Annotated in this window: 15 protein-coding genes and 1 tRNA gene; 9 read left to right on the forward strand and 7 right to left on the reverse strand. The window is 62.7% G+C overall.

The annotated features are described in order from the left end of the window. Positions 1-2: 2 nt before the first annotated feature. Genes NBW56_RS04830 through NBW56_RS04840 form a run of 3 tightly spaced genes read right to left on the reverse strand, consistent with a single transcriptional unit; the run spans position 3 to position 962 of the window. On the reverse strand, positions 3-464 hold the full coding sequence (locus NBW56_RS04830; protein ID WP_250258177.1) for a RidA family protein: 462 nt from the start codon (positions 462-464) through the stop codon (positions 3-5). Between the two features lie 6 nt (positions 465-470). Beyond that, positions 471-647 carry a Sp36 family protein gene (gene sp36, locus NBW56_RS04835; protein WP_150332685.1) on the reverse strand — a complete coding sequence of 59 codons (177 nt, stop codon included), beginning with the start codon at positions 645-647 and terminating at the stop codon, positions 471-473. A 9-nt stretch (positions 648-656) separates the two neighbouring features. Beyond that, entirely contained in the window at positions 657-962 is a 306-nt protein-coding gene (locus NBW56_RS04840; RefSeq protein ID WP_082991175.1) for a WhiB family transcriptional regulator, read from the reverse strand. A 148-nt stretch (positions 963-1,110) separates the two neighbouring features. Here NBW56_RS04840 and NBW56_RS04845 point away from each other — a divergent pair, with 148 nt between their 5' ends. The 5 genes from NBW56_RS04845 to NBW56_RS04865 all read left to right on the forward strand — a co-directional run bounded on the left by NBW56_RS04845 (position 1,111) and on the right by NBW56_RS04865 (position 8,603). Beyond that, positions 1,111-3,561, forward strand: a complete 2,451-nt coding sequence (locus NBW56_RS04845; protein WP_250258179.1) for a transglycosylase domain-containing protein — start codon at positions 1,111-1,113, stop codon at positions 3,559-3,561. Then, on the forward strand, positions 3,554-4,489 hold the full coding sequence (locus NBW56_RS04850) for a metallophosphoesterase (protein WP_250258180.1): 936 nt from the start codon (positions 3,554-3,556) through the stop codon (positions 4,487-4,489). Before NBW56_RS04845 ends, NBW56_RS04850 begins: the two co-directional genes overlap by 8 nt. 114 nt (positions 4,490-4,603) lie before the next feature. Then, positions 4,604-4,680 (forward strand) — tRNA-Pro (locus NBW56_RS04855). A gap of 381 nt (positions 4,681-5,061) precedes the next feature. Next, positions 5,062-6,885 carry a C40 family peptidase gene (locus tag NBW56_RS04860; RefSeq protein ID WP_250258181.1) on the forward strand — a complete coding sequence of 608 codons (1,824 nt, stop codon included), beginning with the start codon at positions 5,062-5,064 and terminating at the stop codon, positions 6,883-6,885. A gap of 227 nt (positions 6,886-7,112) precedes the next feature. Then, positions 7,113-8,603 carry a beta-N-acetylhexosaminidase gene (locus NBW56_RS04865; protein WP_250258182.1) on the forward strand — a complete coding sequence of 497 codons (1,491 nt, stop codon included), beginning with the start codon at positions 7,113-7,115 and terminating at the stop codon, positions 8,601-8,603. 12 nt (positions 8,604-8,615) lie between these two features. On the opposite strand, the gene NBW56_RS04870 is transcribed toward NBW56_RS04865, so the two are convergent. Continuing rightward, positions 8,616-10,598 carry an Ig-like domain-containing protein gene (locus tag NBW56_RS04870; protein ID WP_250258183.1) on the reverse strand — a complete coding sequence of 661 codons (1,983 nt, stop codon included), beginning with the start codon at positions 10,596-10,598 and terminating at the stop codon, positions 8,616-8,618. A gap of 93 nt (positions 10,599-10,691) precedes the next feature. Here NBW56_RS04870 and NBW56_RS04875 point away from each other — a divergent pair, with 93 nt between their 5' ends. Then, positions 10,692-12,101 carry a maltokinase N-terminal cap-like domain-containing protein gene (locus NBW56_RS04875; protein WP_250258184.1) on the forward strand — a complete coding sequence of 470 codons (1,410 nt, stop codon included), beginning with the start codon at positions 10,692-10,694 and terminating at the stop codon, positions 12,099-12,101. Here the strand turns inward: NBW56_RS04875 and NBW56_RS04880 are convergent. Both NBW56_RS04880 and NBW56_RS04885 read right to left on the reverse strand, forming a co-directional pair. Further along, on the reverse strand, positions 12,085-15,504 hold the full coding sequence (locus tag NBW56_RS04880) for an ATP-binding protein (RefSeq protein WP_250258185.1): 3,420 nt from the start codon (positions 15,502-15,504) through the stop codon (positions 12,085-12,087). The two genes, NBW56_RS04875 and NBW56_RS04880, sit on opposite strands and share 17 nt — an antisense overlap. Beyond that, complete coding sequence (locus tag NBW56_RS04885; RefSeq protein WP_250258186.1) at positions 15,501-16,259, reverse strand: DUF4194 domain-containing protein; 759 nt, start codon at positions 16,257-16,259, stop codon at positions 15,501-15,503. Before NBW56_RS04885 ends, NBW56_RS04880 begins: the two co-directional genes overlap by 4 nt. A 117-nt stretch (positions 16,260-16,376) precedes the next feature. Here NBW56_RS04885 and NBW56_RS04890 point away from each other — a divergent pair, with 117 nt between their 5' ends. The 3 genes from NBW56_RS04890 (at position 16,377) to NBW56_RS04900 (ending at position 18,270) form a co-directional block, all read left to right on the forward strand. After that, a complete protein-coding gene (locus NBW56_RS04890) occupies positions 16,377-16,973 on the forward strand; it encodes a hypothetical protein (RefSeq protein WP_250258187.1) in 597 nt (198 codons plus the stop codon). Between the two features lie 83 nt (positions 16,974-17,056). Further along, positions 17,057-17,641 carry a hypothetical protein gene (locus tag NBW56_RS04895; RefSeq protein WP_250258188.1) on the forward strand — a complete coding sequence of 195 codons (585 nt, stop codon included), beginning with the start codon at positions 17,057-17,059 and terminating at the stop codon, positions 17,639-17,641. Further along, positions 17,638-18,270, forward strand: a complete 633-nt coding sequence (locus NBW56_RS04900; protein ID WP_250258189.1) for a hypothetical protein — start codon at positions 17,638-17,640, stop codon at positions 18,268-18,270. The genes NBW56_RS04895 and NBW56_RS04900 overlap by 4 nt, the downstream gene beginning before the upstream one ends. On the opposite strand, the gene NBW56_RS04905 is transcribed toward NBW56_RS04900, so the two are convergent. Next, the gene (locus NBW56_RS04905; RefSeq protein WP_250258190.1) at positions 18,248-19,741 is read right to left on the reverse strand and encodes a DUF3375 domain-containing protein; all 1,494 of its coding nucleotides are present in this window, start codon (positions 19,739-19,741) and stop codon (positions 18,248-18,250) included. The genes NBW56_RS04900 and NBW56_RS04905 overlap by 23 nt on opposite strands. Positions 19,742-19,769: the final 28 nt, after the last annotated feature.

A 19,769-nucleotide genomic window follows, 5' to 3' on the forward strand; every position in this document is an offset into this window, starting at 1 on the left:
CGTTAGCGGAACTCCACGAGGAGGTCGACCTCAACGGCAGCATCGAGCGGGAGCGCGGCAACGCCCACCGCGGCACGCGAGTGCGAGCCCGCCTCCCCGAGGACGTCACCGAGCAGTTCGCTCGCACCGTTGATCACTCCGGGTTGCGCCGTGAACTCGGGAGCCGACGCCACGTAGCCGGTAACCTTCACGACGCGCGTAATGCGATCGAGGTCCCCGATCTCAGCTTTGATTGCCGCGAGAGCGTTGAGTGTAGCCTTCTCGGCTTCCTTCTTCGCCACCTCGGCCTCGACGTCGGCGCCGACCTTGCCGGTCACCTCGAGCTTGCCACCCACGAGAGGCAACTGGCCGGAGGTCTGCACGGTGTTTCCGGTGACAACGGCCGGAACGTACGCCGCAACGGGCTTCGCCACCTCGGGAAGGGGCAGTCCGCGCTCACTGAGCTTTTGTTCGACGGTACTCATAGGAAATCAGGCTCCTTCATTAATGGGTCGCTTGAAATAAGCGACGAGGGATTCGGGGCCCTGAGGGCCTTGGATGACCTGGACGAGCTCCCAGCCATCGGAGCCGAAATTGTCCAGAATCGCCTTGGTGTTGTGAATGAGCAGAGGTGTGGTGAGATATTCCCATTTCTGAATCGTAGCCATGCTCCCAGCTTAGCCGGGCGTGCTTGAACCTTTCCGGTTCTCGAGCACAGGCAGCCACGACGTGATCGACGGGTGTTCGCGAAGGAGGCGGCGGCGCTCACGCTCGGTCATGCCTCCCCACACGCCGAACTCAATCCGATTGTCGAGCGCATCGGCGAGGCATTGGTTGAGGACCGGGCACGAACGGCACACCACTTTGGCCTTGTGCTGATCGGCGCCCTGGACGAAGAACTCTTCCGGATTGAGGCTCGCGCACGCGCCCTGCGATGCCCAATGACGCGTGTCGTGCAACGTGTCAACACTGCTCACGCTCACTGTCACACCTCCCGAATTAGCTCGCTTCGAATTTTGGCGTGATCCCATACTAATGAAAGTGTGACGCGACCCCCAATTCGGGCACCTGCGCACAACTTTCACACGCGCGATACTGCCCTGAGCGCCCTCCCCTTAGTAGGGTGTGAGCATGCCAGAGTCTCAGCAGGAGCCATTGGTCCGTTCCAATCCAGGTGAACCGACCACCACTCTCACCCAAGCGCTCACCGGCGTGGGCGGTTTGCTCGCCGTGTGCACCCTCGCGGGCATTCTGCTCGCCGCCTTCTTCCTTCCGGTCGTGACCGCGATGTCGGCAGCCGCGAAGGACGGCGTGAACCTCTTTAATTCCCTCCCGAGCGAACTCGATGTCGCACCGCTGAACGAAGCCTCCCGCATCGAAGCGGCTGACGGCAGCCTGCTGGCGACCTTCTACTCCGAGAACCGCGTCATGGTTCCGCTCGACAAAATCGATGAGGATCTTCAGCACGCCGTGGTCGCCGTTGAGGATCGCCGCTTCTATCAGCACAACGGCTTCGATCCCCAGGGCACGTTCCGTGCACTCGCCTCGAACCTCGCGGGCAATAGCCTCCAGGGCGGCTCGACCCTCACCCAGCAGTACGTGAAGAACGCTCTGCTCATGGACGCCTTCCAGCGCGGTGACGATGAAGCGATTCAGGCCGCAACCGAATCCTCACTCATCAGGAAGCTTCGCGAGGCCAAAATCGCGATCTCCCTCGAGAAAAAGTGGAGCAAAGACGAGATCCTCAACGGCTACCTCAACGTTGCACAGTTCGGGCCCTCCCAGTACGGCGTCGAAACTGCTGCGCAGCATTACTTCTCGAAGAGTGCTGCGGATCTTACGCCGGGCGAAGCAGCGCTTCTCGCCGGTATTACAAACTCACCAAACGGCAATGACCCCGTGAAGCATCCGAAGAACGCCACCAAGAGGCGCAACCAGGTGCTTCACGACATGTACCAGCTGGGCTATATCAGCCAAGAGGACTACGAAGCGGCAAAGAATCAGCCCATCGAAGACATGCTCAAGGTCACCGATTTCCGGGCGGGTTGCTCGACTGCCGGCGGCAGCGGTTTCTTCTGCGACTACGTGACCCGCACGCTCCTCAACGATCCAGCCTTTGGCAAAACGAAAGAGGATCGCCGCAAACTCCTCTACGGGGGCGGCCTCACGATTAAGACCACCCTTGATCCGGCACGTCAGAAGATGGCGGAAGATATCGTCAATCGCAAGGTTCCGGCTGATTCGGAGTCGGGCTTCGGCCACGCGATCGTGAGCGTTGAACCAGGCACGGGAAATATCCGCGTCATGGCGCAAAACCGCACCTACAACCCTTACAAGGACGCGAAACCGGGCGAAACCTCGCTCAACTATACGGCGCCAAAGTACTTGGGCGGCGGCAACGGCTTCCCCGTTGGCTCGACCTTTAAGGCCTTCGTTCTCACGACCTTCCTCAGCAACGGAGGTTCGATTTGGGACTCCGTGGGCCGCGGCTCGGGCACGTTTAATGACTTCCCTGCGAAATGCCTTCGTCATGGCAAGTGGCGCGAGCCGGCCGGGTGGAGACTCAAGGATTCGGGTCGCGATATCCATGGCTCGATGAGCGTCCTCGACGCCACCAAATTCTCGATCAACACCGCATATGCCAACATCGCACTACGCACAGACCTCTGCAGTATTGCGGAAACGACCCGCGCGCTAGGCGCAATTCCGGGCAAATGGGACGACTCAATCCCGGCCAACAAAGAAAAGCCAGTCAACGACATCTTCGGCGCAGATCTCTCACCCGCAACCCAGGTGATCGGCGAGATCAATATTCCGGCCGTGAGCATGGCCGCCGCCTACGCCGCCTTCGCGGCGGAAGGCAATTACTGCAAGCCGCAAGCGATCGAAACGGTGGTTGGCCGCGACGGGAAAGAACTTCCCTTCACAAAGTCACAGTGCTCGCAGGTCATCAAGCCGGAGGTCGCCAATGCGGTGGCGTGGACTCTCATGCAGGGCCTCTCGGATCCAAGGGGCACCGGCAAAGGTAAAACAATCCCCGGCCACGATGCGGGTGGCAAGACGGGCACCTCCGGTAGGCAGTACCACACGTGGTACGTAGGCTTCACCAAGAACCTCTCCACCGCCGTGTGGTTCGGCAACCCCACCGCGAATCGTCGGCCCACCGGCGTGGAGGTCGATGGTCAGCGCCTCGTTGGCAACGTGTGGGGCAGCACCGTTTCGCTCCCCACGTGGCAAGAGTTCATGATCAAGGCCCACGAGGGACTCCCCTCGATCCCCTTCCCGCCGAAGCCCCAGGGGGTTCAGCGAGCACCACAAACGCCGGATTCGCGCGGCTCGAGTGAGGGGGGCGATGAGGGTGCACCCGCTCCCGCACCTGCCCAGACTCCCGAGCAGGCTCCCGCGCCCGACCAGGGTGGCGCACCTCAGGAGGACACCCAGGAAGAAGCGGAGACCGACGTTGGCGCCGCCGCATCGACTCCCGCGCGAGAAGAAGCACCCGCGGGGTACAGGTACGTCTACCCGGGGGACCCGGACTACGACGACTACGTGGAATACGAGGAGTACTACCCCGGTGACTAGCGCGAAACCACTCCCTCTCCTTGGCGGCGCCGGCGCGCTTGCAGCCGTCGGAACCGCTGCGGCCGCCCACGTGTGGGCCCGCCATATCGAGATCAACCTTTTCGAAATCCGCGCACTCGACCTGCATGTTCTCCCTTCCGGGGCCCAGCCAATCCGCGTGCTCCATATGTCGGATGCCCACTTGCTCCCCGAACAAACGAAGAAACGCGAATTTTTGCGAAGCCTCGCCTCGCTTGAGCCCGATCTTGTCGTCAACACCGGCGACAACGTGGCGAGCGAAGGTGCTATCGATGCCATCGCACGCGATATCGCGCCGCTCCTCGAACGCCCGGGGGTTGTGGCCCTCGGCTCCAACGATAAATACGCGGCAGGGAAGCGAAACATTTTCCGCTATCTCCTTCGCGATCCCAGGCCAAAGAACTTCCGCGACGGCGTTCAAAATGAGCCGCTCGAGGTCGGCCGACTCGTGGCGAAATTAACCGCTGGCGAATGGACGAATGTCTCGAACGCTCGAACTCTCATCGAACTTCCGGGCTGCGATATCGAGGTTGTCGGGGTCGATGACCCTCACCTCGAACACGACGAGTTCCCCCCGGTAGATTCGGCGTGTGCCGCCAGGACCACTCGCCCTTCCTTCAAGATTGGCGTCACCCATGCGCCCTATAGGCGCGTGCTCGACCAGTTTGTTGACGATGGGTGCGACCTCATTTTCGCGGGGCACACTCACGGAGGCCAGCTTGCGCTTCCGTATTTTGGCGCGATCGTGACGAATTGCGATCTTCACCGCTCACAGGCAAAAGGACTCAGTTTCCATCGAGGCGTTCCGCTGCACGTCAGTGGCGGTATTGGCGCGAGTCCCTTCTACAACATGCGGTTTGCTAACCGGCCCGAGGTCACGCTCCTCACGCTCAAACCTCGCCTCACCTAGCGCCCGGCGCGCCGCACGGTGGTGGCGATCACGCCACATCAATTCGCTTCGCAGCGAGGCGAGGCGCTATAGTTGATGAGGTTCGCAGGGCCTTCGAGGCTCGAGCGCTCTATTCGGGGTGTGGCGCAGCTTGGTAGCGCGCTTCGTTCGGGACGAAGAGGTCGCAGGTTCAAATCCTGTCACCCCGACCACACAGAAAAGCCTCCGCTTAGGCGGAGGTTTTTCTTTTGTCCGAAAACTCAACGCACTTTCTTTTTCGATATCGGAGGACGTTCAGGTAAATACATCTATTGGAATTACACGGGTGTAACTACCATGATGACGTTCTTTTGAAAAGTCGCCGCGGCATCACTTTGGGCAAAAAAGAGTAAAAGTTTGGCAAATCCGATGCTCTGAATGGTTCCTGAGAGTTCCCGGCCACCCCTCCCCTCCCCTAATGTGGAGCGCGGGTCATGCACGTGACTCACCCCCGTGATCGCTTCCCGTCACCTCGGGGGTAGCTTCCTCGATGTGCACCCTGTGGCGGGAGTTGGTGTAAGCACCAACCGCGAGGGTAGGAAAGTTGCTCCCCCATGCTTCGTACCGCACAGCGTGGCACTCACCGTGCCGAAGGCCCCGCCGTCATCGACTACAGCAGCCTTCTCACCCCTGTCTCGAAGGGGGCCGTCGGTGCCGCCGCTCTGACCGCCGTCGCCGCCACGGCCGCAACCGGTCTCGGGATCGCCCCCGCAGACGCCGCTCCTTCGACTCATAACGGCCCCGTTTCGCAGGCTGGCACCAAGCTGCCGTCGGTCTCCGCGCTCGGCACCAAGCCCCTGCGCACCGGTCACCGCGGCCAGCAAGTTCAGGCACTCCAGTCACTCCTCAACCACCACGGCGCAAGCATCAAGATCGACGGTTCGTTTGGTCGTAAGACTCGCAATGCTGTCATAACGTTCCAGGCTTCTTCCGGCATTGGCGTGGACGGTGTCGTGGGCGCCCGTACCCGCTCGGCGCTCGCCTCGAAGAACCCGACCTCGGTCAACGCCACCCCGAAGCTGCGTCCCGGATCGCGCGGCAACGCGGTCAAGAACCTCCAAAGCCTCCTCAACAAGGCTGGCGCCAACATTAAGGTCGACGGTGTTTTCGGCCGTGGAACGAACACCGCGGTGCGCAACTTCCAGGCCTCCGCCGGCGTAGGCGTCGACGGCATCGTGGGCCCCCGCACCTGGAACAAGCTCAACTCGGGTGCCGGTTCGGCTGCCGCGAAGAATTCGACCTCGGTGAACCACACCCCGAAGCTCCGCCGAGGCAACCGCGGCGACGCGGTCAAGAACCTCCAGAACCTCCTCAACAAGGCTGGCGCCAACATCAAGGCCGACGGGATCTTCGGCCGCGGCACCTACAACGCCGTGCGCAACTTCCAGGCCTCCGCCGGCGTAGGCGTCGACGGCATCGTGGGCCCCCGCACCTGGAACAAGCTCAACTCGGGTGCCGGTTCGGCTGCCGCGAAGAATTCGACCTCGGTGAACCACACCCCGAAGCTCCGCCGAGGCAACCGCGGCGACGCGGTCAAGAACCTCCAGAACCTCCTCAACAAGGCCGGCGCCAACATCAAGGCCGACGGGATCTTCGGCCGCGGCACCTACAACGCCGTGCGCAACTTCCAGGCCTCCGCCGGCGTAGGCGTCGACGGCATCGTGGGCCCCCGCACCTGGAACAAGCTCAACTCCGGCAACGTCACGATCGCCGACTCCCGCCCAACCGAGAGCGCCACCTCGGCACCGGTCAACAACACCCCGAAGCTCCGCCGAGGCAACCGCGGCGACGCGGTCAAGAACCTCCAGAACCTCCTCAACAAGGCCGGCGCCAACATCAAGACCGACGGGATCTTCGGCCGCGGCACCTACAACGCCGTGCGCAACTTCCAGGCCTCAGCCGGCGTAGGCGTCGACGGCATCGTGGGCCCCCGCACCTGGAACAAGCTCAACTCCGGCAACGTCACGATCGCCACGGCGCCCGCTTCGAGCACCGCAGCCCCCGCGCCTAAGACGTCGGTGAAGGGTGACGCCTCCGACACCGCCATCGTTGAAAGCGCCAAGAAGTACCTCGGCACGCCTTATGTATGGGGCGGTTCCACGCCCTCGGGTTTCGACTGCTCGGGCCTTACGTCGACCGTGTACCGCGAAAATGGCATCTCCATTCCGCGCACGGCTCGCAAGCAAGCATTCGCAGGCAAGATCATTTCAGAAAATGAGGCTCGTCCCGGCGATCTCGTCGTTTTCACCCAGGGCAACTACGGCCACGTGGGCATCTACGCGGGCAACGGCGAAGTGATTGATGCCGGCCGTTCGCCGCGCAAGGTCGTTCAGCGAAAGATTTGGACGTCGAAGGTTATCTACGTCACATACCGCTGATCGGTAGAGGGGTTCGATCCTGACGCCAAGCGTCGTGGGAAGAGGATCGAGGCCACACCGTTCAGTTCATGCGGGCAGCCCTCCGGGGCTGCCCGTTTTTATGTCCGACGGTTTCGTGGACACCGTCGCGCCAATTTTCCAGCGCGCATCTATCCCCTCATGGCAGGGTTGAGCTGTATCTTTGCGCGCGAGCGCGCAGAGCCCGCCCCATCTACCCGAGGAGTGACATGTCCACGAAGCCTGAGCTCAATACCGCTCCCCTGCCCCTCATCCCCGAACCGGTTTCGGTGCGCTTTGGGAACACCCCTGCAGAGGACTGGGTGACGTCGGATCCGTTTGGCGAGGTCACGGTGGGCGTCAACAAGGATGTCCCCCGCACCGATTTCTCCATCACGATCCACAAGAAGGGCGCCTCGATTACGGCGGGTAGCGAGGCAGCGCTCGCCGATGGCCGCAACGCCTTCGCGCAGATCGTGCACCTTTCAGCGGTGCGTTCGCAGCTCGCAGCCGCGGCGACGGTGACTACCGAGCAACCGTCGGACCCCACCTACCGCATCCCGGCACTAACCTTGAACGATTCTCCCAAGCACGCGTGGCGCGGCCTCCTCGTGGATCCCGCGCGGCATTTCCTTCCGGTTGAGGACCTCAAACGGCTCATCACGGTGATGGCCGTGTATCGCCTCAACGTTTTGCACCTGAACCTCACGGATGATCAGGGCTGGCGCTTCGAGGTAAGCGGCTACCCGCGGCTCACCGAGGTTGGCGCGTGGCGCGAACGCACGGTTGAGGGCACCCCGCAGTTTGAGGGTGAGGACACGTTCGCCGAAGATCGCCACGGCGGCTTCTATACCCAGGATGAGCTGCGCGAACTCGTGCAGTATGCGCGCTCACGCGGCGTGACTCTCGTGCCTGGCGTGAATCTTCCGGGCCACGCACAGGCGGCGATCGCGGCGTATCCGAATCTGGGGAACTTCCCCGAGCGTCAGCTTCTCGTGCGTGAAACCTGGGGCGTGAGCGATCACGTGCTCGGTACGTCCGAAGCCTCGTTCCAGTTTGTTCGTGACGTTCTCGAGCAGGTTGCGGAGATTTTCGACTCGCCCTTCGTCCACGTCGGCGGCGAAGATGCACCCCTGACCGAATGGGAACGCTCACCCGAGGCGCGCACCCGCCGCGAGGAGTGGGGATATTCGCGCGAGAGCGAAATCCTCGGTCGCTTCATCACCTTCGCGGGTGAGGTGCTTCGCGACAAGGGGAAGCGCCTTGCGGTGTGGGATTCCGCAGCCCTTGTGCGTATTCCCGACGATGCGATTGTGCTCGCGGGGGGTGAGCCGAAGGGCGTGAAGGCTGCGACGTCGCGTGGTTTCCAGACCGTTGCGGCACCCGAGTCGGTGCTCGGGCTTGATCGCGTGCAGAGCCGAAACGAGCCAGCGGGCGCACACCCCGTTTTGAGCCTCGAGGACGTGCTCAAGGCGAGCCCGCTTCCGAAAAAGCTCAGCGATGAGCACGGCAAGCTCGTACTCGGCATCGAAGCAACGGCGTTCGGTCAGTTCATTCCCACGGCCCGTCACCTCGAGTACATGCTGTTCCCGCGCCTCGTGGCGGTCGCGCAGCACGCGTGGGGGTCGTCGATCGACACCGAGGAGCTTCACGAACGCCTGCGCGCGCACGAGGCACTTCTCGCCCACCTCGGCGTTGAGTCCCGCAAAATCCTCGACTAGGGGCGCGAATTCTTAGAGGTCCGCACCGCGGTCTTTACGCATTTGCCCCCCGACCCAGAGGGACACGATTCCCGTAAAGATGAGCAGTGCCGTGCTCGTCATGAACACCGCGAATGTCGCGCTCGAGGAAGGCATGAGGCGCCCGAAAATGGCGCTTAGCCCCGCGTCGCGCGACGTGGAAGCAGTGCTCGGAACGAGCGGCTCGACATCGATCACAATGTGGGCGCTCGTGCGTAGGCCCGCCGAGTCTTCGACCGTGTATTCGATGGGTGTAGTGCGACCCACGAACGTGTTCGCGGGGGTAAAGCGCACGCCGCCGGCGCTTGTCACCTCGAAAACTCCTTCCTCGGGGATTTCGAGGCGACGGCCCGAGCCTGCAACGAGTTCTTCAATATTGGTGGCTCGTGAGCTACGCAGCACGAGTGTTGAGGAATCGAAGGTCTGACCAGGACTCGCGGGAGTGTCGTTGCCGAGCACGTCAATCGTCACGGAGTTCACTCGGCTGTTTGAGAGGGCTTCGTCGTCACGCGCGGTGGGCACGGCGCTCGCGTATTGTGCGTGGAGAGTTCCGCTCGTGGTGTTGGAAGCGAGGACGCTTTCGATCGTGAAAGTGGCGACGTGGGGCGAGCTGCGCAGCACCGTATCGGGAGTGAAGGCCACGGCGCGGGAGTCGGGGTCGAATTCCCACACCCCCTCGCCAGGCACCGTCATTCTCTTGCGATCGGAGGAAAGGGTCGTGCCCTGCGGCATGTCGCGCTCGGTAAACGCGAAAGTGTAGGGCTGAACGTTGAGGGATCCATCAAGGGGCGTGAACATCGCCACCTGGCCCCACTTCGCGGCTGTATAACGTGCACCAACCTGGGGGTAGCCGACGCTCATGGGTGCAACCGAGGACGTGTTGCCGTCGAGATCTTTGCCTTTCACCCCCATGGGCGTCACGTCACGAACTTTGTCGCCGAGCGGAGTGAAGGTCAGGGTCTGCATGTTCCGGTCGAGCCCCCATGTTCCCTGATCGGCAACGGTCACTGAGAGACCGTCGTCGGAGGTGTAGTAAGAGGTCTCGCCACCGAACGGCGCAAGCTCAAGCGTTGACGGATCGACGTTGGCCGCCGCGCTCGCGAGGTCAAAGGTCACCGGTGCACCGTAACCTGCGGCGCGCGTCACGTCTCTGATGGCGGGGGTTTTGACTGTCACGGTGCCTTTGGCGACGGGCTGATATTTCGTGTCGCGCCCTTCGAGCGTGATGGGTCTCGGTTGAGTCCCGAGCCTTTCCCGCCTCGGAGTGAAGGTCACCTGTGCCCGGTCATCGGTCGCGAGTGCCCACGTTCCTTCATCGGGAACGATGAGACGCGTGCCGTCTTCCACGAGCGTGCTGCCCGCGGGAAGCCCTTCAAGCGTGAAGGCGAGCGAGGAAGGGTCCACGCCCGTACCGTCGAGGGCAAGGGGAACCATGACCTTTTCGCCTTCCGAGGCGCGTGCGCTCACGCTCGGGATTCCGGGATACGTCACGGTCAGGGTGACGGGTGCCGATTCGTACCCGGTCTTCGAACGCACCGAGAATTGCACGCTGTGGGATCCTCCCGCCTCGGAATTTTCGGGAGTGAACCTCACTCGCGTGTCGGTGATCTCCCACTTTCCCACGCCTTTGACAGAGAGCTTCTTACCGCCGTTCGTGGGCCTCGCGTCCTCGGATTCGGTGCTCGAAAGAAGCCTCATCGAATCCGTGTCGAGTGTCTCGAGGTCCTCCGCGGACACCATGAGAAACAAGTCAAAATCCCCGGGGTTGCCAAGGGTTGCCGTGTGCTTGAGCGCCGCTGGATCCGCGGGCAGTGTGAAGGGGCCATCTTCGCCGAGTGCGTGAGCGGCGGGAACAAGAGCCACGGCACCGGGCCCCTGGGCCACGGGAGCGAGCGCGGGTCCGACGGTTGCCGCAAGAACAAGCGCGCACGCTGCGGTGCGCGCGAAAGCACTCTGGAGAATCGATTTCCGGTGCACGATTCTCCTTCCCACGATTACCTCGAATTCACCCGCCACACTACCAGCGACGATAGTCTTAGAGAGCCCAAGTATCCCAGCGTAGGGAGTCCCATGCTCAGCATCGTGTTTTCCGATCATTTTCGCCGCGATTCGTTTCTCGAGGATGCCGCGCGCTTCATCATGGGGCAACGCTGGTGCAGCAACTCGCACCGAGAAGCGCCCGAGCTACAGATCGCGGGGTGGACTCGCCTCGCCGAGGATGAGCACCTCGTCGTATCGTTCGTGACCCTCGGTGCCACTGACGACGCACGCTTCGCACTTCCGGTGGCGTGGAATAAAGACGGTCGCGTTGAAGAGGGGGAACTCGAAAACCTCATTACGCATGTCGACACCCCGGTAGGATCCCACAACGTGTACGACGCGACGGGGATCGATCGCGCTCGCGCCCTCCTCGCCCGCGCCCTTGTCGAGGGGGCCTCTGGCGAGGGGCTCACGCTCACCCCACACCTGTGCGAGGCAACCGCGCAGGGTGTACGCGCAGATTTGCAGGCCATCACCACGACCGAACGTCTCGTGGGCGAGCAGTCGAACACGTCCCTCATCATTCACACGGAAAGCGGCAACGAGTACATCATCAAGATCTTCCGCCACCTCCATGAAGGCACAAATCCCGATGCCGAACTTCAAGAGGCACTGCAGGCGGAAGGCAACACGCAGATTCCCGAGTTCTTCGGCTACGTGAGTGGCACGGATGCGCTCGGCGGATCCGACATCGCGATCCTCAACCGTTTCCTTCCCGACGTTCAAGACGCGTGGCGCGAAGCCCTCATCGCTGCTGCCCAGGGCATCGATTTTGCCGGGCAGGCGTCGGACCTTGGCACCTCCCTCGCACAGATCCACACGGACCTCGCACGTGCCCTGCCCACCGAGCGAGCGAGCACCAATGCGCGTGCACTCACACTCGAGTCAATGAAGCGCCGATTCGCGCACCACGTCGAGGCTCTGCCCGTACTGGAGAGCTTCGCCGAGGCAGCAAACGACGTTTTCACACGTGCTCTTCGAATCGAGTGGCCGCCATTCCAGCGAATCCACGGCGATCTTCACCTCGGCCAGGTCCTCAACTCGCCAACCAAGGGCTGGGTTTTTCTTGATTTCGAGGGGGAGCCTTTGCGCCCCATGGCGGAGCGTGTCACGGCCGACTCGCCTTGCCGGGATGTCGCGGGCATTCTTCGAAGCATCGACTACGCGGCAGCCTACGTTGAACTCAATGAGGGCATCGATGCGCGCGAGTGGGCCGGCACGGCGCGCGAGGCCTTCATCGAGGCTTACCTCGCGGAGCGTTCAGCGCGGGGCGGGGAGGGCAGCGCGGAGGATCTGCGTTCACTTTTCCGTGTGTTCGAGCTCGATAAGGCCGCCTACGAAGCCGTGTACGAGGCGCAAAACCGCCCGGAGTGGCTCCCGATCCCTCTCACCGCGCTCGAGGAGCTCACGGCGACGGCTCACACTACGCTTCAGGAATGAAGTCGATCGGGCTCACGGAGGAGTAGCGGTCCTCGCGGATCGACACGACTCCCACGCCGCCGATAAACGGCGCGAGGGCCTGCGGGTTCTTACCGGGGTTCGCGAGGATGACCTGGAAGCCAAAGTGACGGAAGGATTCCATCGCGGCGGTGATGAATTTGCCCGCGCCTTTGCTGAAGGCCTCGTCGATGATGATGGGTGCGTAGCGGGGGACGTCCACGCCGGTCCCGGCCAGCTGATAGCGCAGCGCGGCCGCGAGGCAGAACGTCGTGAGGCGTTCATTCTGACCGCCGGAGAGCGGCCCTCCGGACTCGTGCGCGTGTACAACTTCGCCTTCCTTGTTCACTTCTTCGGCGTGGAAATGAACATGGCGGCGAACATCGAGGATCGCACGCGAGGCAAGATCCTCGCGAGTGCGAGCCTTCGTGATGATCTCCATGAGGTTCTGGAGCGCGAGGAAGCGCTCCTCGGCTTTTTCTCGATCAAGCGTGAGGTCGTTCTCAAGGCTCGAATTCGTCGCCTGGTTCAAGGCGCGCTTGAACTCGTCGAGAGCCGCGAGGTGCACGGGCCTCATTGACAGCTGGAGGTAGCGGCCCTCGTGGAACTCGACCTGCGCGAGCAACTCGTTGATCTTCGCAAGGCGCTTCCTAATCTGCGCGGGTTCGCGCGCGATCGCGGTCGCGAGGGCCTGCACATCGCCGAGAGTGTTCGAGGTAAAGAACTCAAAGAAGCGATCTTCAACCTCGGGAAGCTTTTCCTCCTCGATGCTGCGGAGAATCGCGAGGTATTCGGGCGCGGCCTCGAGCGATGTGTCAACGTCTGCGCCGCCCGCGGGCCAGCGTCGCGTAAATTCGCGCATTGCGGTGCGCATGTCTTCTTCGGCGCGTGCGGTTTTCTTCGTGAGTGCCATGAGTTCCGCATCGAGAGTTGCGGAAGCATCGCGCGTGACCCGGTCGATGTTGGAGAGGAGAAGGGTCGGGGCGATCGCGCGGAAACGTTCCTCGAGGTCGGCCCTCGTCTCGGGCGCGAGGGCGCGTTCCTCGATCTGGGCTTCGGCCTGGAGGTGGCGTTCACTGACCTGGTCGAGCTGTTCGTTGACGCGGCCGAGCTGCCCCACGATCTCGAGGAGTTCCTCGTCGCCTTCGCTGATCGACATCTCGACCTGGTCAATCTGCCGGGCAATCTGGGTGAGGGCGCTTGAGCCATCTTCGGCGGCGCGCACCATGTCTTCGAGGTTCGCGATGCGGCGGGCGACGCTCGCAGCGTCCACATCGTCCCAGGTCACAGTTTGGATCGCCTGGAGCGCGAAAAGCTTTTCGCGGCGGGTCTGGGCTTCCTTTTCGAGATCCCGCCGGCGCGCCTGCGCTTCAAAAAGGGCCTGTTCGGCGCGCGTGCGTTCCGCTTCGAACACGGCACGCTTCGCACGGTTGTCGAAGCCCAGCACCCAGTTCGAGCGGTCGTTAATCTGCCGCTCGGCGTTCTTTTCGTGGCGCGTCGCAGAGTGCTTGATTTGGCCCGAGCGGAGCACGGCGCGGGGGTGTTTCGTGAATTCTTCGAGGGTTTCCGCGCACAGGTAGTCCATGCGCGAGGCAACCTCATTCGAGAGCCACTCGTGGAACTCGCCCTCGCGAATGTCAATTTTCGCCCCGAGTGAGCGCTGATCAAGTCGTTTCGGTGCCGGTTTGACGCCCGTGTTGATGCGGTTATAGGATACGCGGCGGCGAAGCTTCATGCCGTCGATTTCGCGTGCGAAAGCACGGTAGGCACGCTCGGGGACGAGGATCGAGCGTGCGAGACCACGCAGAGCCTGCTCGGCGGCGGCCGTCCATTCCTCTTCGCCCGCGCGCACCTGCAGCAGCTCGGCCGCGAACGGAAGATCGGTTGCGGCCACGCCGATGCGTTCGGCGAGAAGATCGCGCAGGGCGACGTCGTCGGAGTGGAGGTTCGAGGCGCGAGTCGTCAGCGAGGCCAGTTCCTGGCGGGTGGTCTCGAGCGCGTGCGCGTGCTCGCGCACCTTCGCCTCGGCCTCCCACTGGGTTTGCGCTTCGTTCTTTTCGTCTTCCTCAAGCGCGGCGCGCAATTTCGCGACCTCACGCTGGGTTTGTGTAAACGTTTCTTCGTTCGACGGTGTGCGCAGGTCCGCGAGCGCGAGCTGCCCGGAAAACTCGGTCGCGCGTTCTCGGCGGCGGTCGCGTTCCACCTCGAGGCCCGCGATCTGTTTCTTCCAATCGTCGATTTCACCGCCGCCAGCGCTCTTACGCTGTTCCTTCAGCTGAGCGAGGTCGCCGCGTGCATCAGCGATGTCCTGGGAGAGGCGGTTGCGGTGCGCGCGGAGCCTGTCCTGGTCACGCGTGAGGCGGTCCTTTTCATCGGCGAGGAGGCGCACGAGGTGCTGGGCCGCGAAAACATCAATATCGTTGCGGCGATCCACGAGTTCGCTTCCGCGCGAGCGCGCCTCACGCCACACCTTGTCGGCTTCACGCAGCCCCGTGAGAACGTCACGCTGCTCGCGTGCGGTCACGAGCGCGTCGTATACCTCGGAAAGGTTCTGGAAGTTCGCGAGGGCCTGATCAGCCAGGTCAAAGGTTCGGGGCTCGTCGAGCATGTAGTCGCGAAGCAGCGCATTGACGTCGCCGAGCTCCTTCGCGGATTGGATCTTGTGGAGAAGCCCGAGTGCTTTCTCGTCGGGAATGCCAAGGATTTGGCTAAAGCGTGCGCGGTATTCGCGGAATTGGCGGAACGTCTCGGTGCCCTCGAGAGTCTTTTCGAGTTCGCGGCCTTCAATGCTCGTGCTCACGAACGGGCGTAGGTCCGCAACGTCGTAGGGTTTCGAGGAGATGACGTAGAGGCTCTTGACGTCCGAGTCAGAGCTGTGCCCCGATTGGAGCAGGAACATACGCGTGAGTTGGAGGGTTTCGCCGAGGCCGTTGCCGAAGCGGAGGCTCACGACGCTCAGCGTGGAGTTCTCGCGCAGCACTTCCTGGCTGAATTCTCCGGTCGCGGCGTCGTAGTGCATCGCCCACGCGCCTCGCACGTAGCTTGCAACGGTACGGCGGTATTTCGTGCTGCGCGGCCCGGCGTCGGAGGCGGCGGCGTTGAAGTGGAGGGCCCGCGGCGGGGTGAGTAGCGCGCTGATCGCGTCGAGCAGTGTGGACTTGCCCGTGCCGGGACCGCCCGTGAGGAAATAGCCCTTCGAGCTGATCTCGAGGTCGTGGGTGCCGTGGAACGTGCCCCAGTTGCTCAGTTGCACGTGGTTGAGGCGCCATTGGCCCGGGTGCGGGTGGTCGGGATCCGTCACGTCACGCCGGGAGTTTTCGGCGGCGATTCCGACGCTTGCCTCGCCCAGGCCGTCGAGGGGGTTTTGCGCGTCGCTCATAGGCATATCTCCGCTCGTAGAACTCATTCGGCCTGTCCTTCGGTCGTGGCGCGGGAATCGTCAAGTGCGTTTGCGGCGCCCGTGACGTCGTCACCCGCGCGCTCGTAAAGGTCGATGAAGGTGCGCGCGGTGTCGGGGTTGATCATGAGTTTGAGAACGGGTGAGACCTCGAAGGAATCGCCCTGCTCTTCGAGGAGTCCTGCGCGCTGGATTTTCGCGATCGACGTGCGGATATCTTTCGTGAAGCCTGCTTCATCGGTCGAGGTCGAGCGGCGATAGGGCGCGATGTTGGCGAGGAGTTCGGCTTCGCTCACGACCGCGCGTTGCCCGCGCGAGGACTGTGTGAGGAGGTGCTGGCGCAACACGAGAAGAAGCACGGTGTCGAGCCGGTTGAGGCCGGTGAGTCGGCGAAGGAGTTTCGGGGCGTCCGGGTCATCTTCGCTTTGGCGCACGAATGCGACCTGCGCATCGTCGTCGAGCACGAGTTCGAGGAACATGTCGGCGAGGCGCTGCTCGATGTAGGCGCGATCGCGAAGGAGCTGGCCGTAGCGCTGGGGGTCGCGTCGACCGTCCAGGTAGGGCCCTTGAAGCAAGGCCACGAGAACGCGACGGGATTCCTCGACAAGCGCTCCCCCGGTGGAGCCGGCGTAGGTGAGGTCGTCATCGTCACGTGCGAGCGCCCATTCGTCACGGTCAGTGCTCGGCGTTGCCGCCGGAGTGGTGCGACCGTCGGTGGCGGTTTCCTCGTGTTCTCGCATGCGCGCGCTCTCCTCGTTTTCCACGCCCTCCAGACTACCGGCCGCCGAAGAGTTATCCACAATTTTCCCCCGCCCTCTTTTGGGCCCGCGTTTGAGTTCATAGGTTGACTGCATCAGCTCACCTCACCCGAAGGAGCCGAAGTGTCCCTTCCCTCGCTCACTGGCGAAACTCATCGCACTCCCGCGAAAATTTGGGTCATCCTTGCGACGTTCGCTCTCGTGTGTGTCGTTCTAGGGCTGTGCCTCGCCCCCGTCGCAACGTGGCTCGTGCCTGTCGGCCCCGAGTCGGCCTGGGGCAACAGTCCACTGGCGGGGCTCGACCAGATCCTCTTGCGCATATTCGCGTTTTTGTTCGTGATCAGCGTGTTCCTCGGCGCAGGGAACTTCGCCGGGCTTGCCGCAGTCCCGTTTGCGATCGCGGCTCTCACGCGGTGCAAAGGTGCAGACCGCATCGGGTTTGCTCTCACGGCGATAACCTTTTTCATCCTCGGGCCGCTCCTCGCCGTTCTGAGCGCGCTCACCATGGTCGCCCTTTCTTTGGTCCTCGCAACCGAGGTCACCAGCAATCCCGCCACAGGCGCGGTGAGGACCGAGTGGGAGGGACTCCGCTCTCTGGTCGTCTTTGGAACGTTCGCTGTCCCGCTCGCCATCGATCTTGTGCGATTCGCCGTCCTGTCGTTTGCGGGAGTCATCGTGTACTTCGCTGACCCCCGCTCTGGCCCTGCCGGCTCCCCTTGAGCGCGGTCACCGTCCTACTCCCCCAGCCCGCGAACGTGCCGTAAAGTTGTGTGCGTCACCTTCGATACGCCCAGGGAGGTATCGTGACGGCGCCTGCACCCCCCTCACACCGACGCCCCGCTGCGCTATGGATGCTGTTCAGCGGTCTCGCACTGGCGATGATCCCCGTACTGCCGATCATCATTCTTTTCCCGGCAGGCGAGTCCCCTTCACCGTCGCCTGAAGTTCCAAATGATGTGGGCACCTACGCGAAGCAATTCGACTCGCTCGTGGAGAGCCTGAAATCGCTCGCTGTCCTCATCGTCTGCTGGCTAGTCGGCACGAACCTTCTCGCTCTGTTCTCGTTCCCCTTTGCGCTCACGGCTCTCAAGCGGTGCACACGCAAGGTTTTCCGGACGAACATTCACTCGCTCATCTACTTCGTGGTGGGCCCCGTTATCGTGCTCCTAAGCTTCGTCGTGGTCGTCGTCCTCGACCTCGTGGTGATGAATGTGCTCGATGCGGCAACTTCAAATAATGAGAGCGCACGGAACGTCGCTGTGCCTTTCGTGACCGCTGCCTTCGCCATCCCTCCGATCCTCGACATCGCCAGGTTCGTGTACCTCTTCTTCGCGAGCATTCGGGTGTACCGCACGAAGACGCACCAACAGGAGGTCGAGGCGTCGTGAACGCTCCACCAACCAAGATTTCGATTCGCAATCATGCCGGCCCCTCGCGAGTGTGGGTCCTTCTGTCGTCGATCGCGTTTGCCCTGCTCGTGCTCGCTCCCGGCGTTGGGGTCGCGCTCCTTTTATTCCCCGTTTTCATCGAGGATCCGCCGAACACAATGCCGGCCTTTAGAGGCGTCAACACGCTGACCTACACCGTTGTGCGTTCGGTTCTTGTGTGCGTCGTGGCCGCCCTCGCCGCCAATGTCCTTGTCATGTTCGCCGCCCCCGCTGTCGTCCGAGCGATTAAACGGTGCCCCACGCCGAGTGCCGCACGGTTCGGAACCATCTCCGCGATCGTGTTCGGCGCGGGTCTTCTCCTCAACGCGGCGGTCTGGGGATTAGCGCTCGGCCCGTTCGTTCTTTCCTTTTTCCCCGCTCTTCAAGGGGCTTCCGAATCGCTTGGAAATGTCAGTTCACAGGCCTTTGAGAAGCTTCCGCTCCTCTCATGGATTTTCATGCTCGGGCCGTTCTTCGTCGACTGGGTGCGATTCCTCGTGATGCTCATCGCCGGTATCGCGGTCTCCACGGCGCGGCTGCCAGGCACCGCAATGCCCACCACGACGCTTACTGCTCAGGGACCTCGCTGAGGAAGAAGAACGCGGGCACGCGCGCCGCGTAGTCCGTGCCACCTGCCTCGAGGGAATCTTCGCGCCAGCGCACGATCTCGGTATCGCCCTCGCGCGCATCCGCGTGCGCCGTGGCGAGGAACATGAGGCCGATGATGCTCGCGAGCCCCTGCGGGGCCCCTTGCTCGCGCACGACCTGAGCGATGCTCGCCTGGCCCTTCGCTTTGACAACGCCGTTGACGGACGAGGCGAGCCCCACGAGATCGATGTCATTCGTACGCACGAGTTCATCGAGCACTTCGACGCTCAGGCGCGAGGCATCATGCACTTCCGCCTCGGGCGGCACACCCGGATCACTCGGATCCTTGAGAAGGTGCTGCGCGACCGAATTCATCTGCACGCGCGAAAGCCCCACATCAATCGGTTCAGCCTTGCGATGGCTCACGAAATCTTTTTGCGCGAGAGCAATGCCCTGTGCCTCTTGAAGAAGGTCGAGAAGAACGCGATGCTGGCGGAAGTCTTGGCTGCGCACAAAGCGCGCGAGCGAACGATACAGCTCGGTCTTGACGTCAAGCACCTCTTGGGCGGGCTCGTACAGGTCGCTGAACACGTTCGCGAGGCGGTCGCGTTCGCGGCGTGTGAGTGTGCGCGTGAAGTCACGTGAAAGGAGGCGATCCACGAGGTCCTGGGCTCGCTCATTTTGCTTCGGGTCGTTGAGCATCCGGAAGAACGCCGTAAAGGTTTTGCCCACCTTGGATTGACCGAGGAGGTCATCGCCCGCGAGGAGCTGCTCCAAAATCTCGCCGCGCGAGCCTTCGGGCGAAAGAATCTGCTCGCGAAGATTGAGGTCCACGGCGCGCAGATCCTCGCGGTATTGGAGGAAGTCACCGCTCAGCTCGTCGGCGACTTGGAGGATGTCGCGAAGGCGCTCCGCGGAGTGCTCAGCGGGAGGCAGCATGAGTTCGCCCTCGCTGAGCGCTTGAATTTCTCGCTCGATCTGCGCGCGGCGCAGTTGGAGGCCGCGAAGGCGCACGTCGCGGTCACCTTCGGTGTCTTCCGCGAGTCGCTCGAACTGCTGCATCACGAGCGTAAGGCGCGACTCGGTGGTCGTGGGGCGATGCTCCTCAAGAGAGGAAATGAAACTGATCGCCTCAACGGTCGATACCGAAAGCTCGAAGGTCGTCTCAACCGTGGTCGGGTCATCGCGCCGCGTGAGATAACCTTCACGCACCCACGAATCTACATACTCCGAAGCCCCGCGCTGAACATCCTCATCGCCGCGCAAGAGGTCCAGATGGCTTGCCACGCGCGCAACCAATTCGGAGCGATCGAGTCTGCGATCACCGGCGGGGAACACGGTCTGCAAAATCGCGAGGGTTGCGGGCGCCTTCGTTGCGGAGAGCAGCCTCCACGTGGACATGCGACGAAGCCGCTCGTAGGCCTCGGCACGCTCGTTCGCACTATGGCCGCCGAAGGTTTGAAGATCGCTCACACTCACGCCTCAACACTATCGAAGCCGC

It is taken from the genome of Dermabacter sp. Marseille-Q3180 (assembly GCF_940792985.1).
GTDB lineage: Bacteria > Actinomycetota > Actinomycetes > Actinomycetales > Dermabacteraceae > Dermabacter > Dermabacter vaginalis.